The following is a 15,257-nucleotide window of genomic DNA, read 5'->3' as shown; positions in this document are numbered from 1 at the left end:
CTTATTCATTCATTTTTTCTGGTTCAGTTTGTAAGACCGCCTGCTTAAATTTGCGGCCGCGGTCTTCGTAGTTTTCAAACAGGTCGAAACTCGCACAGCAGGGTGCCAGCAATACGGCATCTCCTTTTTCTGCAACACCGCGTGCGGTGGCCACGGCTTCCTCCATGCTGGACGTGCTGTAAATAAACTCCTTACTATCTTTAAAAAAGTCGATGATTTTTTCGTTATCCAGGCCCAGGCAAACAATTGCTTTTACTTTGCGGTTGACCAGGTCCTGAATTTCAGTGTAATCATTTCCTTTATCGACGCCGCCCACAATCCACACAGTTGGCTGACGAACGCTTTCCAGGGCGAAATAGGCTGCATTTACATTGGTAGCTTTGCTATCATTAATATAGGTGATGCCATCAATGGTAGCTACCTGTTCCAGGCGGTGCTCCACAGCCTGAAATGTCATCAGGGAATTGCGGATGCTTTCATTGCTGATGTTCAGCAGTTTCCCGGCAATGGATGCGGCCAGGCTATTGGCGATATTGTGATTTCCTACCAGAGATAATTCTGAAACCGGCATGGAAAACTTATCATCCAGTTTCACGTGCAGGTTTTCTTTTTGAATATAACCCCCTTCGCTCAGTTTTTCATGGGTGGAAAAAGGAATCATTTTCGCCCGGACTTCCAGCTTTTCGAGCAGACTGCGGCTCATTTCATCATCTTTATTATAGATAAAGAAATTATCGTTCTGCTGATTTTCGGTAATCCTGAACTTGGCCAGTGCATACTCCTCGTAATTGTAATTGTACTGGTCTAAATGGTCCTGACTTAAATTTAACAGCAAAGAAATATACGGCCGGAAATTCTGAATATCATCCAACTGAAAAGAACTTACCTCCAGCACATAATATTCATAATTGGCATCCGCAACCTGTCGGGCAAAACTCTGCCCGATGTTGCCGGCCAGGCCTACCTGTAACTGGTCATTTTTCAGGATATGATAAATCAGCGAGGTAGTTGTAGTTTTTCCGTTGCTGCCGGTAATGGCGATAATCTTAGCCTGCGTAAACTCAGCAGCGAATTCTATTTCGGAAGACAGCCGGATTCCTTTCTGATTAATTTTAAAAATAATATCAGACTTTTTGGGGATACCGGGAGATTTTATAATCCAGTCAGCCGCTAAAATACGGTCTTCGGTGTGCTGACTTTCCTCAAACTCAATACCTGCCTCCAGCAATTGCTGGCGGTACTCGGGACGAATCGCGCCTTTATCGGACAGGAATACATCCAGCCCTTTCTTTTTAGCCAGATAAGCCGCACCCACGCCGCTTTCGCCGCCGCCCAAAACAACAATCTTCATACTATCGGACTTTAAGTGTTATTAAACAAATGATGGCAAATAAAACTCCGATGATCACCATGCGGTTCACAATTTTACTTTCGTGGTAACCCTCTTTCTGATAATGGTGATGCAGCGGTGACATCTTGAACAAGCGGTTTTCTTGGGCATACTCCAGACCGAAACGCTTTTTCCGGTATTTAAAAACAGCCACCTGCAGCACGACGGATAAGTTCTCTATCAGGAAGATTCCGCACAAAACAGGAATCAGTAATTCCTTTCTTAAAATAATGGCTAAAACAGCGATGACACCGCCCAGCATCAGACTGCCGGTATCGCCCATAAAGACCTGCGCAGGATACGTATTATACCAGAAAAAGCCGATCACAGCACCCACCAGCGCCAGCGCAAAAATGGTGGTTTCCCCCATATTCGGCAGGAACATGATATTCAGATAATCCGCAAAAATGATGTTCCCCGAGAGATAAGCGAAAAAGGCAAGCGTGAGCAGAATGACGACACTCGTGCCGGCGGCAAGCCCGTCAATCCCGTCCGTAATATTAGCGCCGTTACTTACGGCAGTTACAATAAAAATAACGATGGGAATGAAAACAACCCAGGCCCATTCATGCTGTTGTTCCGGTGTCATCCAGAAAAGCAGGCCGCTGTAATCAAACTCATTGTTTTTCACGAAAGGTACCGTGGAAACAGTTGACTTCTCAGTCTTCATGAAATTGGCTTCCACGTTGTTGCGGTTCAGTTCGCGCGCATCGGCGTATTTTCTTTTCACCGTAATATCGGGATGAAAATACATGGTAACGCCAATGATTAAACCCAGGCCTACCTGCCCGATTACTTTGAATTTGCCACTCAGGCCGTCCTTGTTCTTTTTAATTTTTTTCAGGTAATCATCAATGAAACCGATGGCGCCCATCCACACGACTGAGATGATCAGGAGCACAATGTAGATGTTCATTATTTTAGTAAAAAGCAATACCGGAATTAAGGTCGCGAGAATAATAATCAGGCCTCCCATCGTTGGTGTCCCTTCTTTTTGCTTTTGCCCAAGCAATCCCAGGTCACGCACCAATTCACCCATTTGGCGGCGGCGCAGGTAGTTGATGATTTTCTTTCCGAACACCAGCGCAATGACCAGCGACAGCAGTACCGCCATACCTGCCCGGAAGGAGATAAATTTAAACATACCCATTCCCGGAACGTGGATTCCGTGAGCATTAAAATATTCGTATAGGTAGTATAGCATTCTATTCTTTTCTTACATTATTTAGACATCAGCCTAGCGAGTTCCAGCGCGGTTTCGCGGTCATCGAAATGATGACGCTGTCCGTTTATTTCCTGATACGTTTCGTGGCCCTTGCCGGCGATTACAATGATATCTTTGGGTTCAGCAAATTTAATCGCCATTTTAATCGCTTCCCGGCGGTCTGGCATGACCATAAACTTACTGAAATGCTGCGGTTCCACACCCGATTCGATGCTTCGGATAATTTCCTGAGGGTCTTCCGTACGCGGATTATCTGAAGTGATAATGGCCAGCGTGGACTTCTGGGTGGCAATTTTTCCCATCTCCGGGCGCTTGGTAACATCGCGGTCGCCGCCACAACCGAACACGGTAATCAGCCGTTCATTTCGTGTCCTGATTTCATTTACTGAGTCCAGAATATTTTCGAGTGCATCCGGTGTGTGTGCATAATCCACGATGAAGAAAATTCCGCCGTCGGATTTCAAGGTTTCAAAGCGGCCGGGCACGCGCTGCAAAAGAGAGACGGCCTGCAATACTTCGGCAGATTCAAAACCGCATTCCAGTACGGCAGCATACGCCAGCAGCAGATTATAAGCATTAAATTTCCCGGTGAGTGTGGTCCAGAATTCATTGCCATTGAAGTTCAGCAGCATTCCGTTGAAATCTGTTTCCAAAACGCGGCCGTGGTAGTCCGCCATGGTTTTCAGAGCGAAAGTTTTGCGTGTTGCTTTGGTATTCTGCAGCATGACTTTGCCGTTGCGGTCATCTGCATTCACAATGGCTACTGCCTCGGATGATAACTGGTCAAAAAACGACTTCTTTGCTGCCAGATAGTTGGCAAAAGTTCCGTGATAGTCCAGATGGTCATGCGTAATATTGGTAAAGCCTGCCACCTGGAAATTCAGACCGGCGGTGCGGTATTGGTCCAGGCCATGAGACGAGACTTCCATCACGGCAAAATCGCATCCTTGTTCCAGCGCTTCCGCCAGCATGGCATTCAGCCGCAGGATGTCTGGAGTTGTATGTGTAGACGGAATCACTTTATCGCCGATGTGATAAGCGACCGTGGAAAACAAAGCAGATGGATGCCCCAACTGTTTCAGTAACTGATGGATCAATGTAGTGACCGATGTTTTACCGTTGGTGCCGGTGATACCAATAAGTTTTAATTTGGACGAAGGATTGCCATAAAAATTCGAAGCAATACGACCTAAAGTTGCTGCGGAGTTTTCAACTTTGATATAAGTGACATCCGGGTTTTGTTGTGCAGGTATTTCTTCGCAAACAATGATGGCAGCACCCGCTTCTTCCGCTTTGGTGATGTATGCATGACCGTTTGTTGTACTGCCGCGCAAAGCCACGTACATGCTGCCCGGCGCCACTTTTCGGCTGTCGAAGGTAATATGCGAAACGTCACGGGAAAGCGTGCCGGCCGTTTCGATAAGGGTGATATGTTGCAGTACTTTTTCTAAGGTCATCATCATAATCAGTTTTGCAGCTGCAAATAAATTCTCTGGTCTTTTTTTATAATCGTTCCTTCCTGCGGAAACTGTTCTTTAATTTTGCCTACGCCGGTGTAATCTACACGGTACCCCTGATTCTCCAGTTGGGGAATCACGTTTTTACCGATAAGACCCGTGACATTCGGCATCGTGTTTCTGCGAACGGCTACTTTTACAGGCTTGGCCATCATCTGGCTCAGGTCTACTTTTTTATCCACCAGCATTTCTCTTTCAATATTTTGCGGTGTTTTCAGGAACGTTTTTCCGGCAATTTCTTTAAATACAGGAGCCGCAATGGTGGACCCGTAGAATCCTTTGGAATTGTCCGGCTGGCTTACCATCACGATGCAGGTATATTTAGGATTATCTGACGGATAAAATCCGGCGAAACTTGCCTGGTATTTGGCTGGCCCTTTTTTCCAGTACTCAAATTTGGCAGTTCCGGTTTTACCGGCCATTTTCAGGTTGGGAGTAAAAATACTTCGGGCAGTTCCTTTTTCCACTGCCTTGGTGAGCGCATCGGTCATCAGCTGAATGGACTTGGGCGATGCCATTTGTTTTACCATCGTCTGCGGTTCCGCCTGGTACAGTACTTTTCCGTCCTTCATGATTTTTTCAATGAAGAGCGGCTTCAGCATTTTACCTTTGTTGGCGATGCCATTATAGAAAGTAGTCAGCTGCAATAAATTAAACCGTGAAGAGTAGCCATAAGAAATGGAAGCCAGCGTTGCCATATTCCAGGCCTTATCTTCCGGCTTTACGATGTAAGGCTTCGTGATGCCCGGCAGCTCAATGTCCATACGCTCGAACATTTTCCAGCGGCGCAGATGGTCCAGAAATACTTTAGGCTTCTCCCCATAAAACTGAGTAATGAGTTTGGCCGTGCCCACGTTGCTGGACTTTGCCAATACATCTGAAATTTCATAAATACCGCCGCCGTGGTCATCGGTTATGCGCTGTTTCCCATAAACCCAGACACCGTTGCCGATATCGACTGTGGTGTTTTCATCAATAAAACCATCATCCATTGCGGCGAGCAGCGACACGGTTTTAAAGGTAGAGCCCGGCTCCTGTGCATCCTTCAGGGCGTAGTTGTAAGCATCCACATAAATGCCCGGTTCCGTGCGGCGCAGGTTCACCATGGCTTTAACTTTTCCGGTAGTGGCTTCCATCACCACTACGCTGCCATGATGCGCATCGAAATTAATGAGTTGCTTTTCCAGTGCAGAATGGGCAATATCCTGGATGCGAAGGTCAAGGGTAGTGTACACATCCTGGCCGTCCACAGGTTCATTCACCTGCCAGTAGTCGATAGGTTTCCACTGGCTGCTGTTCACGCGCTGCTCCAGGCGGCTGCCATCAATCCCCGTCAGATACTTCGAGAAAGCACCTTCCAGGCCGGACTTTGCGATTTCATTATCCATCCCGATGGTACCGGCGCCGATCTGTGTGGTAGCTAATTCTCTTTTATAATTTCGGTCGACAATAAATCCACCCCGGTTTTTGCCGCGGTTGAAAATAGGAAACTGGCGGATGCGGTCATACTCATCGAAATCCAGCCCGCGCACCAGCATGTAATACTGGTTGTTGGCTTTCTTCTGCTGATCGAATCGGTTTCTGAAATAAGAACGCGGTTTGCCAAACATCGCCGAAAGCGAGTCGGTTAGCGCACCGATATTGTTTTTATATAAAGAGTCGCGGATAATTTTAAAATCGATATACACATCGTATCGCATCACGGTGGTTGCCAGGATGGAGCCGTCTGCCGCAAACAGGTTACCGCGCGCAGCCTTGAGCGTTGCCTGCCGGTAATTCTTGCTGATGTAGTCTTCCTTGATCTCTTCTACATTGGTATTCTGCAGAAACAGGATTCTGGCCAGAAAAACCGCGAAGACCACCACCGCCAGCGCAGTGAGCGAATAGCCCCAGCGTAATGCTTTCAGTCGTTTAGCTTCAAAATCATTTTTCTTCGCCATGCAAGCTGTCCAGTTTAATCAAGATTTTATGCGGATGATTTTCCAGTGACAATAAGCTGTCCTGCACCATTTCCTTGCCCAGTTCAGACTCCAGCTTTACTTTGATAAGCCGGCTCTGCGCAAAGGCGTTGCGCGATTTATATTCTTCTGTCTGTTCTTTCAGCACATTAACCTGGCGGATGCGCTGGCTCACCAGGTGGTTGCTGTAAATCATCATAATCAGCAGCACGAAAATCAGTAGGAAATATTTGTAATGGGTTTTTACCTCATCACGGTTTAGAAAATTACCTTTAACAATATCGATAAAGGTGAGTTTCTTTTTAGGGCGATATGTCTGCTTTTTGGCCATCCGGGCGTGTGCTCCTTTGTGTCTTTATACTTTGGTTCCGGTCCGCATTTTGGCACTTCGTGCGCGCGGATTTTCTGCAATTTCTTCGTCGGTGGGAATCACGGCTTTACTCTGCAACAGCGTAAAAGCTTTCGGATAGTTTCCGTACACGTCCCGCTCCGGTTCTCCCTCGAACATGCCGTTCTTTAAAAATCGCTTCACCAACCGGTCTTCCAGCGAGTGGTACGAAATAACCGTCAGCCGCCCGCCGGGTTTTAATATCTTATAAGATTGCAGCAGCATATCCTTCAAAGCATCCAGCTCCTGATTTACTTCAATGCGGATTGCCTGAAAAATCTGGGCATAGACTTTATTCTGTTTGAATTGTGGAATATAAGCAAAGACTTCTTTCAGGTCATTCGTTGTTTTCACCGGTTTGTTCTTGCGCCAGCTTACCAGTTCGCGGGCCAGCCGCCGTGCTTCCCGCAGTTCACCATAATAGTAAAACAGGTCAGCGAGTGCCTCTTCTTCATACTCATTTACCACGCGCCGGGCGTCCAGGTTTTGCATCACATTCATGCGCATATCCAATGGCGCCTCCGAACGGGTAGAAAAACCGCGCTCGGCTGCATCAAACTGATGGGAAGATACGCCAAGGTCTGCCAAAATTCCGTCCACCTGGGTTACGCCATACATTTGCAGTGAATTTTCCAGAAAGCGAAAATTCTGATTGATCAGTGTAAAGCGCGGATCATCGATGGTGTTATTCAGTGCATCCAGATCCTGATCAAAACTGAAAAGCCTCCCGTCTGCAGACAGGTGGTTCAGGATTTCCCGGGAATGCCCGCCACCGCCGAAAGTGCAGTCCACGTAGGTGCCATCTGGCGTTGTTACCAGATCGGTAATACTTTTTTTCAGCAGGACCGGATTGTGATACATATATATTGTTGAGCTTATCGTTTATACTTCTTTACATTAAACCTGACCGGCATCAAAATCCTGGGCACCCATCACCTCCTCTGCAAGTTGCGCAAAGGAATCTTCAGACGCAGACAAGACGGCCTCATAAGACTGCTTGTCCCAGATTTCAAACAGTTCACCTGCACTGGTAATAACAATGTATTTCTGCAAACCGGCATACTGCATCAGGTCTTTCGAAATCTGCAGCCGGCCCGCATTATCGGGTTCTGCTGTTTTCACACCGGCGGTGAACATGCGGATAAAATCTGCATTTTTCTTCACGAAGCGATTGAGTTTATTCAGCTTCGCCATCAGCAGTTCCCAGCTTTCCATCGGGTAGACTTCCAGGCAGTTCTGAAATACGGCACGTTTAATTACAAATGACTCTTCATCATAGGCATTCATCTGCCTGGCGAGTGCTGCCGGCAGTTTAAGCCGGCCCTTATCGTCGATCCGGCATTCATATGTCCCGATGAAATTTTTCATTTGGGGCAAATTTATAGAAAATATTCCGGAAGTTCCCACTTTCACCCACTTTCTGCCGCTATTGTTAATAAGTTTGCGGTGATTAAATAACGGTTTGATAAACAGTAGTTTATTAAAATATTTATCAACATTCTATGCGATGCGCATTAGTTCTGCATGAAAACAGGGCTGAAAAGAGAAATTCAGACAGAAAAAATGTATTTTGGTGTTTAATTTGTACTTTTGCACACGCTTACTGCGTAAAATTCTATGATATTTAAAACAAAAAAAGAAAAGAAATTCGCTTTTATTGAAGCTGGCACAGGTCAGCCGATCATCCTTTTGCACGGACTGATGGGCGGGCTTAGTAATTTTGAGGACACGGTGGAATTTTTTTCCGGTAAAGGATATCAGGTGTTTGTACCGGTACTGCCGATCTATGATCTGCCGGTGCTCAATACCAATCTGACAACGATTGCCAAGTATGTTGCGAAGTTCATTGAAGAGAAAGTAGGGAAGCCGGCCATTATTGTCGGGAATTCCATGGGTGGCCATGTAGGCCTTATTCTTACATTGTCCCGCCCGGATCTGGTGGAAAAGCTGGTGCTCACCGGAAGTTCAGGTTTATATGAACGTACTTTCGGCGACAGTTTCCCGCGCAAAAGCGACAAGCAGTACATCCGCAAGAAAACCGAAGAAGTGTTTTATGACCCGGCGGTAGCAACCGATGATCTGGTAGAAGAAGTATTTGCGGTAGTGAATGACCGGATGAAAGGAATCAAGACGGTGATGCTGGCGCGTAGTGCTATTAAACACAATATGCTGAATGACCTTCCGAAAATAAAAACACCCGTTTGCCTGATCTGGGGCAAGCAGGATAACGTGACGCCACCCGAGGTAGCGGTAGATATGCATAAGTCGCTGCCCAATTCGGATCTCTACTGGATTGACCACTGCGGCCACGCGGCCATGATGGAACGCCCGGAGGAATTTAACCGGATCCTCGATGAGTGGCTGCAAAAAGAAAAATAAACTGAAGGGGAGAAGCATCTTCCCTTTTTTTATACCTCAACTTTTATGATTATTAAAACCGCCACCTTTGTAAAAAGCAGCAGCCGCTGGCAGGAGTGCCCCGAAGCGGTCTTGCCTGAATATGCCTTCATCGGCCGCTCCAATGTGGGAAAATCCTCGCTGATCAATGCGATGCTGAACCATAAGGACCTCGCCAAGACTTCCGGAACGCCGGGGAAAACACAACTCATTAATCACTTTCTGGTGAACGATGAGTGGTACCTGACCGACCTGCCGGGTTATGGCTATGCGCGTGTTTCCAAAAGCATCCGCCGTGATTTCGAAAAGCTGATCACCAACTATATTCTGAACCGCAAAAATCTGGTCAACCTCTTTATTCTGGTGGACGCACGTCATGCGCCGCAAAAAATTGATCTGGAATTTATTGAATGGGTAGGCGAACACGGAATTCCTTTTTCACTGGTGTTTACCAAAGCTGATAAACTGAAGCCCATGGAACTGCAGAAAAATGTGGAACACTACAAAGCAGAACTGCTGAAAAGCTGGGAAGAACTGCCGGAACTGTATGTTACCTCTGCCGAGAAAAAAACCGGTGGCGAGGAGATTTTAAGTTTCATCAGCCGTACCAATGAATTTCTAATCAAAAATAAAGTTCGTTTCGACTGATGGCGGCTCCTTTATACTGGAAGTTGAAGAACTTTGCTGAACTGACTGCGCAGGAGGTTTATGCAATATTACAAGTCCGTGCCGAAGTATTTGTCGTGGAACAGAATTGTCCGTACCTCGATGCGGATGGAAACGATGATCAGGCATTGCACCTTTGGGCAGAACAAAACGGAGAAATCATCGCGTACTGCCGCCTATTCGGGCCGGGTATCAAATATAAGGAACCTTCTATCGGTCGAGTTTTAACCAGGGAATCGGCACGCGGAACCGGCGCCGGAAAAATACTGATGAAACTGGCACTGGAGGCAATTCACACCCATTTCGGGACTGCGGAATGCCGAATCTCTGCGCAGGATTATCTGTTGCGTTTTTATGAAGGTTTTGGTTTTATCGCTACGGATCACCGGTATCTGGAAGATGATATTCCGCACACGGAAATGCACCGCAGACAGTAAGTTCCAGGGCACGGCAGCTCTTTATTCTGCTGTGTGCGAACTGAAATGATTTTCTTAAATTAGCAGCTTAAATAATTTAATAAATGAAAAGAATCTTTTTACTGCTCACCTTCATGCTGAGCTTTCTGCAGATAAAGGCAGATGAAGGAATGTGGCTTTTAACGATGATTAAAAGACTGAACGGAGTAGATTTGAAAAAACAAGGCCTGAAGCTGACGCCGGAAGAAATTTATTCCGTGAACAACTCCAGCCTGAAAGATGCCATCGTGCAGTTTGGCGGCGGATGTACCGCTGAAATGGTTTCCAAGGAAGGTTTGCTGTTTACTAACCACCACTGTGGGTATGGGCAGATTGCAGCACTTTCGACCCCGGAAAATGATCACCTGACCAACGGATTCTGGGCAATGAAGCGCAGCGAAGAACTTCCTGCCAAAGGACTTTCCGTTCGTTTCCTGGTTCGTATGGACGATGTTTCTGCCCGAATCAACGCGAAACTGAACAACCAGATGAGCGCGGAAGAACGCGATAAAATCATCGGTGATGAATACAAAGCCATCCAGAATGAAAACTCTGAAAACGGAAAATACACGGTAGTGGTTCGTGATTTTTTTAACGGAAATGAATTCTACTATTTCGTATATCAGGATTTCAAAGATGTTCGTCTGGTAGGAACGCCTCCGAACTCTTTGGGGAAATTCGGTGGTGATACCGATAACTGGGAGTGGCCAAGACACACAGTGGATTTCTCTGTATTCCGTGTGTATGCTGATGCGAACAACAACCCGGCAGAATACTCGCCGAATAACGTGCCGATGAAACCTAAGCATGCCCTGCCGATTTCCCTGCGCGGTTACAAGCCGGGAGATTTCGCCATGATTATGGGCTTCCCGGGGCGTACCAACCGTTACCTGACTTCCTTCGGTATCGAGCAGATGGTGAACAAGGATTACCCGGCGTGGGTAGAAGCCTCTAAAGTAGCAATGGATGTCATGAAAAAATACATGGACAAAGACCAGGCTACCAAAATTGACTATGCTTCCCAATATGCTTCCGTAGCCAACTACTGGAAAAACAGACAGGGAACCATCGATGCCGTATATGCCAACGGAACTATTCAGGGCAAAAAAGAACTGGAAGCTAAATTCCAGACCTGGGCACTGAAGCCGGAAAATCAGGTAATGTATGGCGGGATCCTGCAGGATATTCACGCGAACTATGGCCAGATTTCTGACCGTAACGTAGAAAGAAATTACTCTTCTCAGTTGCAGCGCAACGCAAAATATATCCCGATTGCTTACCAGTTGGGCGAGCTGCTGCATTCCTATGCCAACCAGGACGAAGCCGGAAAAGCGGCAATGAAGCAAAAGGTAACAGATGCCATCGACCGCGTGTACGAAAAACTGAACATTAAGCTGGAAGGTGAAATGCTGAACTCTATGGTAGCCCTGTACCAGCAGCGTGTGAACAAATCGGTAGCGTCTCCGACCGTGATGGCCGCTGATGCCAAAAACCTGTCCAACATGGCGTTCGCTTCCATCTTTGCGAACAAGGAGTCTGCAATGAAGTTTGTGAACAACCCGGACCGTCTGGTAATCGATGCAGATCCGCTGTATAAATTCGCCAAAGGATATGTGGAAGACCAAAAACTGGCTGGCGAGAAATATTCCAAAGTAGATGAAGCTTTCGCGAAGAACAACAGAATCTTCCTGGATGGTCTGCGCAAATCTCAGCCAGAAGTATCTTATTACCCGGATGCAAACTCCACGATGCGTGTAACCTTCGGTAAGGTAACGACGCTGCCTATGCGCAATGACCGCAAGTACACCATCAAAAAAGAAGCGGATAACTATTACACAGATATCTACGGAATGGTGGCGAAATACAAGAAAGGCGATGAGGAATTCGACCTGCCACAACGTTTCCTGGATTTAGTGAAGAAAAAAGATTTCGGACAGTACAAGGATAAGAAAGGCTTTATGCCGGTGAACTTCCTGTCTGATAACGATATTACAGGCGGTAACTCCGGCTCACCGATTATGGATGGCGAGGGGAACCTGCTGGGCCTTGCTTTCGACGGAAACAGCGAAGCCCTGAGCGGTGATATTATCTTCGACCCGAAACTGCAGAAAACAATCAACGTAGACGTTCGTATGGTTCTTTGGACCATCGACAAATACGGAAAAGCAGGCCACCTGATCAGTGAAATGACACTGGTGAAGTAAGACGCTTTCACCTTATAAATAAACCCGCTGGATGATCCGGCGGGTTTTTGTTTTGATATGATGATGGTTAAATTTATCTAATAATCTTCAGGTGGTCGTTTAATAGCATTAAAGCGCTTGCCACTGAACAGGTTATTGAAAGAAAAAGGACTGCAAAATTTTTTACCTGCAGAGGTTTGATAACGTCAAATTTTATTAAGAAGATTAGCAAAACAGCAGCAGAAAATAGGCTGATCGAAATAATGGCGAGCAGGATTAGCGTAATATTCTCAGAGGTAAAAATCTGCCGATTAATAAACAACATTACCGCTGAAACAGCAGTGAGTATAGTGGCCAGTACAATTGAAGTTTCTGACTCTCTTTCTTTTGGTAAATTATTCCTATTTCCATTTGGGAGCAATAATAGCAAATTGGAAAGGGCGTCGAGTAGATCTGAAAGCATATTATTTCGTCAATATTTCATTAACAATTTTTATAATGCTGTATACCAGCGAAAGTGGCACATGAGAGCGTTCACACTAAAAATTTTAAAATAATCTGAACAACAACTGGATTTTAGTTGTCGGGTATTTTCTTTGAATGCATTTGCCTTTCGTTTCTTGTTGTCAGGGTCGTTAAGATATCACTGCTAAAGGTTGGGTATTGGCAATAGTGCAGTTATAACGTGGAGTTTTAATATTTATAAACTAATCTTCGGCAAATCTAAGATCGTTAAAAGTGCGATTCCTCCGCACTATAGCCAATACGATACTAGCAGATGCTCATTTTTTAGAAACTATTAAATAAAAGTCTGTAATATTCCTGATGGTTATTAATAGAATTTGAATTGTAAGAAAAACCAAAAAGCCATATAATATAATCTTAATTTTATTAGGAATTAAAACGAATGTCGTAAATAATGGTACAACTAGAGAACTTAATATTACAAATATCTCTATTACAATTGTATAACTGAAATTTATTAAGAGCAATTCGTAAAGCGAGATTTGCTTATTATTTATTTTAACAGGGGTTTTGACATTTCTAATTTGTTCCAAGTTTTTGCCGCCTCCTGTTACTAAAATTGTAATGATTGCAATTGAAATTCCTAATAAAACGCCTAAAATATTTAGTGATGATTCTTTAAACTTGAAAAAAATTTCAAAACTGTAATTATTACATATATTTAGAAGAATGACTAACATGATAATAACGAAAGGGACCACCCATTCAAACATTACATTTCTCTTATTAAGAGATTTAAAGTAATCGTAAATTAATATTAGAAATTCTAAATACATTATTCAAAGTTATCTAAAATAGAATTAAGTTGAATAAATGTATCTGCGGACGACATTTCTCCAGTTTCTTCATCATAATCGCACAATACATATTCTTGTCGTTCAATAAAATCAGTGTTGATAATAACTTCATTGTTTTCAGCATTTCTACCTTTTACCCTAATTCTATTAATATGATTCTCGCCTCCACTTACTTTTGCAAAAATATCTCTAACAGTATCTTCGATAGTATTTTTTCTCTTGGCCTTTAAAGTAACAGTTATCTCATGATTAACTTCTGTTGTACGATCACTAAAGTTTAGAGCCTCACTACCCAATAGTTGTTTATCTACAATTACATCAGCGTAAGTAATCCTTTGAAGTCTATCAATTTCATCTAAAAAATTATCCTTTGCTAAAGTTTCAAAATAAAAACGAAAATTGTTTTCTAAATCTAGTAAGGTTATAAAATGGTTCAAATATTTAATAAAATTATTAATACTTACTCCAAAATGGGATTTTTCAATTACAATTAAAACTTCTCCATTTATTGGCTTAGTGATTATATGAGTTTTTTGTCTTTCGCCTTCTCCTAACTGTTTGGGGCTATCTCTTTCGGCAATTGTTACACTATCTATCAATTTAGGCCTAAAATTATATGCAGCATTCTTAAAAGTAATTTTATTTTTATCACTACTTATAATCCTACTATCAAGTAAATAAAATCTATTATGTCCTTGTTCAATTTTTCGATCAGGCTTATCTAATTCCTCAATCTTCATTAACAAGTTATTAAACGTATCAATCACGTCCATATTTTCATCATTAATCTTTAAATAATGAAAACAAATTTTTCTTTTTTTTCTAGGCATGGTTTTCTTTTTGACTTTCTGCTAACTCTCAAATATACGCAATAAGACCATACAGTAATCCAAATATAAAATGCTGGAAAGGAAAGTTATATATAATTGTAACCGCTTGTAGCTGGATATTACATATTCATTTTACGCAACACGGAAACGGTCTTTTGTTTCCTGTAAAGCAAAGTAGATATCACAGAAAGACAAAAAAAAGCGGAAAATCAATTCCGCTTTTCGTTTTAAAGTTCTTCTTCACTAATTAATCCCATGTCGCCGTAATGCTTTTTGAACTTGGCGATTTTGGGACCAACCACCGCGCTGCAGTACGGTTGGTTTGGATTGGCTTTGTAATAGCCCTGGTGGTATTGCTCTGCCGGATAGAATTTGTCCAGTGGTGCCAGCTCGGTGACGTATTGGCCGTTCCATCGGCCGGACGCTTCGGACTTTTTCATTTCCACTTCTGCTTCCTTTTTCTCCGCTTCATCCTGATAGAAAATAACCGAGCGGTATTGTGTACCGATGTCATTTCCCTGACGGTTCAGCTGGGTCGGGTCGTGCAAAAAGAAGAAGATATCCATCAGCTGTGCGTAGGATATTATTTTAGGGTCATATTTAATCTGCACCACTTCTGCATGGCCGGTCTCGCCGGTGCAGACTTCCTCGTAGGTAGGGTTGGCTGTGTGACCGCCCGCATAACCGGAAGTTACCGAGTCCACGCCTTTCAACATACTGAAGCAGCTTTCCACACACCAGAAACAACCACCACCGAAGGTAATGGTCTGTAAATTTTCTTTATCCATTATAGGCTTATTTTGAGATACACTTTGTTTTTTGCCCTGGCCGTTACAGGAGAACAGCAGCAGGCTCATCAAAATTACTAAAAACTTGTTCATTTTAATAAAACGAATTTTGTGCCTTTTAATTTTATAAATCGTTAA

At 44.1% G+C, this 15,257-nt stretch carries 13 protein-coding genes; 4 read left to right on the top strand and 9 right to left on the bottom strand.

What is annotated here, in order from left to right:
• Window position 1: 1 nt before the first annotated feature.
• Genes murD through mraZ form a run of 7 tightly spaced genes read right to left on the bottom strand, consistent with a single transcriptional unit; the run spans window position 2 to window position 7,846 of the window.
• Window positions 2–1,351, bottom strand: a complete 1,350-nt coding sequence (gene murD, locus MVI27_RS03605) for a UDP-N-acetylmuramoyl-L-alanine--D-glutamate ligase (RefSeq protein WP_246959328.1) — start codon at window positions 1,349–1,351, stop codon at window positions 2–4.
• A 1-nt stretch (window position 1,352) separates the two neighbouring features.
• Window positions 1,353–2,594 (bottom strand): phospho-N-acetylmuramoyl-pentapeptide-transferase, encoded by a 1,242-nt coding sequence (mraY, locus tag MVI27_RS03600; protein WP_246959327.1) that lies wholly within the window; start codon window positions 2,592–2,594, stop codon window positions 1,353–1,355.
• Window positions 2,595–2,611: 17 nt separating this feature from the next.
• Window positions 2,612–4,072, bottom strand: a complete 1,461-nt coding sequence (locus MVI27_RS03595; RefSeq protein ID WP_246959790.1) for a UDP-N-acetylmuramoyl-L-alanyl-D-glutamate--2,6-diaminopimelate ligase — start codon at window positions 4,070–4,072, stop codon at window positions 2,612–2,614.
• A gap of 8 nt (window positions 4,073–4,080) precedes the next feature.
• Window positions 4,081–6,072, bottom strand: coding sequence for a penicillin-binding transpeptidase domain-containing protein (locus MVI27_RS03590; protein ID WP_246959326.1), 1,992 nt, complete (start codon window positions 6,070–6,072; stop codon window positions 4,081–4,083).
• On the bottom strand, window positions 6,056–6,421 hold the full coding sequence (locus MVI27_RS03585) for an FtsL-like putative cell division protein (protein WP_246959325.1): 366 nt from the start codon (window positions 6,419–6,421) through the stop codon (window positions 6,056–6,058). Before MVI27_RS03585 ends, MVI27_RS03590 begins: the two co-directional genes overlap by 17 nt.
• A 24-nt stretch (window positions 6,422–6,445) precedes the next feature.
• A complete protein-coding gene (rsmH, locus tag MVI27_RS03580) occupies window positions 6,446–7,339 on the bottom strand; it encodes a 16S rRNA (cytosine(1402)-N(4))-methyltransferase RsmH (protein WP_246959324.1) in 894 nt (297 codons plus the stop codon).
• 36 nt (window positions 7,340–7,375) lie between these two features.
• Window positions 7,376–7,846, bottom strand: a complete 471-nt coding sequence (gene mraZ, locus MVI27_RS03575; protein WP_246959323.1) for a division/cell wall cluster transcriptional repressor MraZ — start codon at window positions 7,844–7,846, stop codon at window positions 7,376–7,378.
• 249 nt (window positions 7,847–8,095) lie between these two features.
• Here mraZ and MVI27_RS03570 point away from each other — a divergent pair, with 249 nt between their 5' ends.
• From MVI27_RS03570 to MVI27_RS03555, 4 genes are all read left to right on the top strand, one after another.
• Complete coding sequence (locus tag MVI27_RS03570) at window positions 8,096–8,857, top strand: alpha/beta fold hydrolase (RefSeq protein ID WP_246959322.1); 762 nt, start codon at window positions 8,096–8,098, stop codon at window positions 8,855–8,857.
• Window positions 8,858–8,902: 45 nt separating this feature from the next.
• Window positions 8,903–9,523, top strand: a complete 621-nt coding sequence (gene yihA, locus MVI27_RS03565) for a ribosome biogenesis GTP-binding protein YihA/YsxC (protein WP_246959321.1) — start codon at window positions 8,903–8,905, stop codon at window positions 9,521–9,523.
• Window positions 9,523–9,978: a GNAT family N-acetyltransferase gene (locus MVI27_RS03560; protein ID WP_246959320.1), complete on the top strand. Its 456-nt coding sequence runs from the start codon at window positions 9,523–9,525 to the stop codon at window positions 9,976–9,978. Before yihA ends, MVI27_RS03560 begins: the two co-directional genes overlap by 1 nt.
• 83 nt (window positions 9,979–10,061) lie before the next feature.
• Window positions 10,062–12,200 (top strand): S46 family peptidase, encoded by a 2,139-nt coding sequence (locus MVI27_RS03555; RefSeq protein WP_246959319.1) that lies wholly within the window; start codon window positions 10,062–10,064, stop codon window positions 12,198–12,200.
• Window positions 12,201–13,479: 1,279 nt separating this feature from the next.
• Here MVI27_RS03555 and MVI27_RS03550 read toward each other — a convergent pair.
• Both MVI27_RS03550 and msrA read right to left on the bottom strand, forming a co-directional pair.
• The gene (locus tag MVI27_RS03550) at window positions 13,480–14,331 is read right to left on the bottom strand and encodes a hypothetical protein (protein ID WP_246959318.1); all 852 of its coding nucleotides are present in this window, start codon (window positions 14,329–14,331) and stop codon (window positions 13,480–13,482) included.
• Between the two features lie 227 nt (window positions 14,332–14,558).
• Entirely contained in the window at window positions 14,559–15,212 is a 654-nt protein-coding gene (gene msrA / locus MVI27_RS03545) for a peptide-methionine (S)-S-oxide reductase MsrA (RefSeq protein WP_246959317.1), read from the bottom strand.
• Between the last annotated feature and the right edge of the window lie 45 nt (window positions 15,213–15,257).

The sequence above is a fragment of the Chryseobacterium salipaludis genome (genome assembly GCF_022968825.1).
GTDB lineage: Bacteria > Bacteroidota > Bacteroidia > Flavobacteriales > Weeksellaceae > Kaistella > Kaistella salipaludis.
This window is presented reverse-complemented; position numbering and strand designations above follow the sequence as displayed.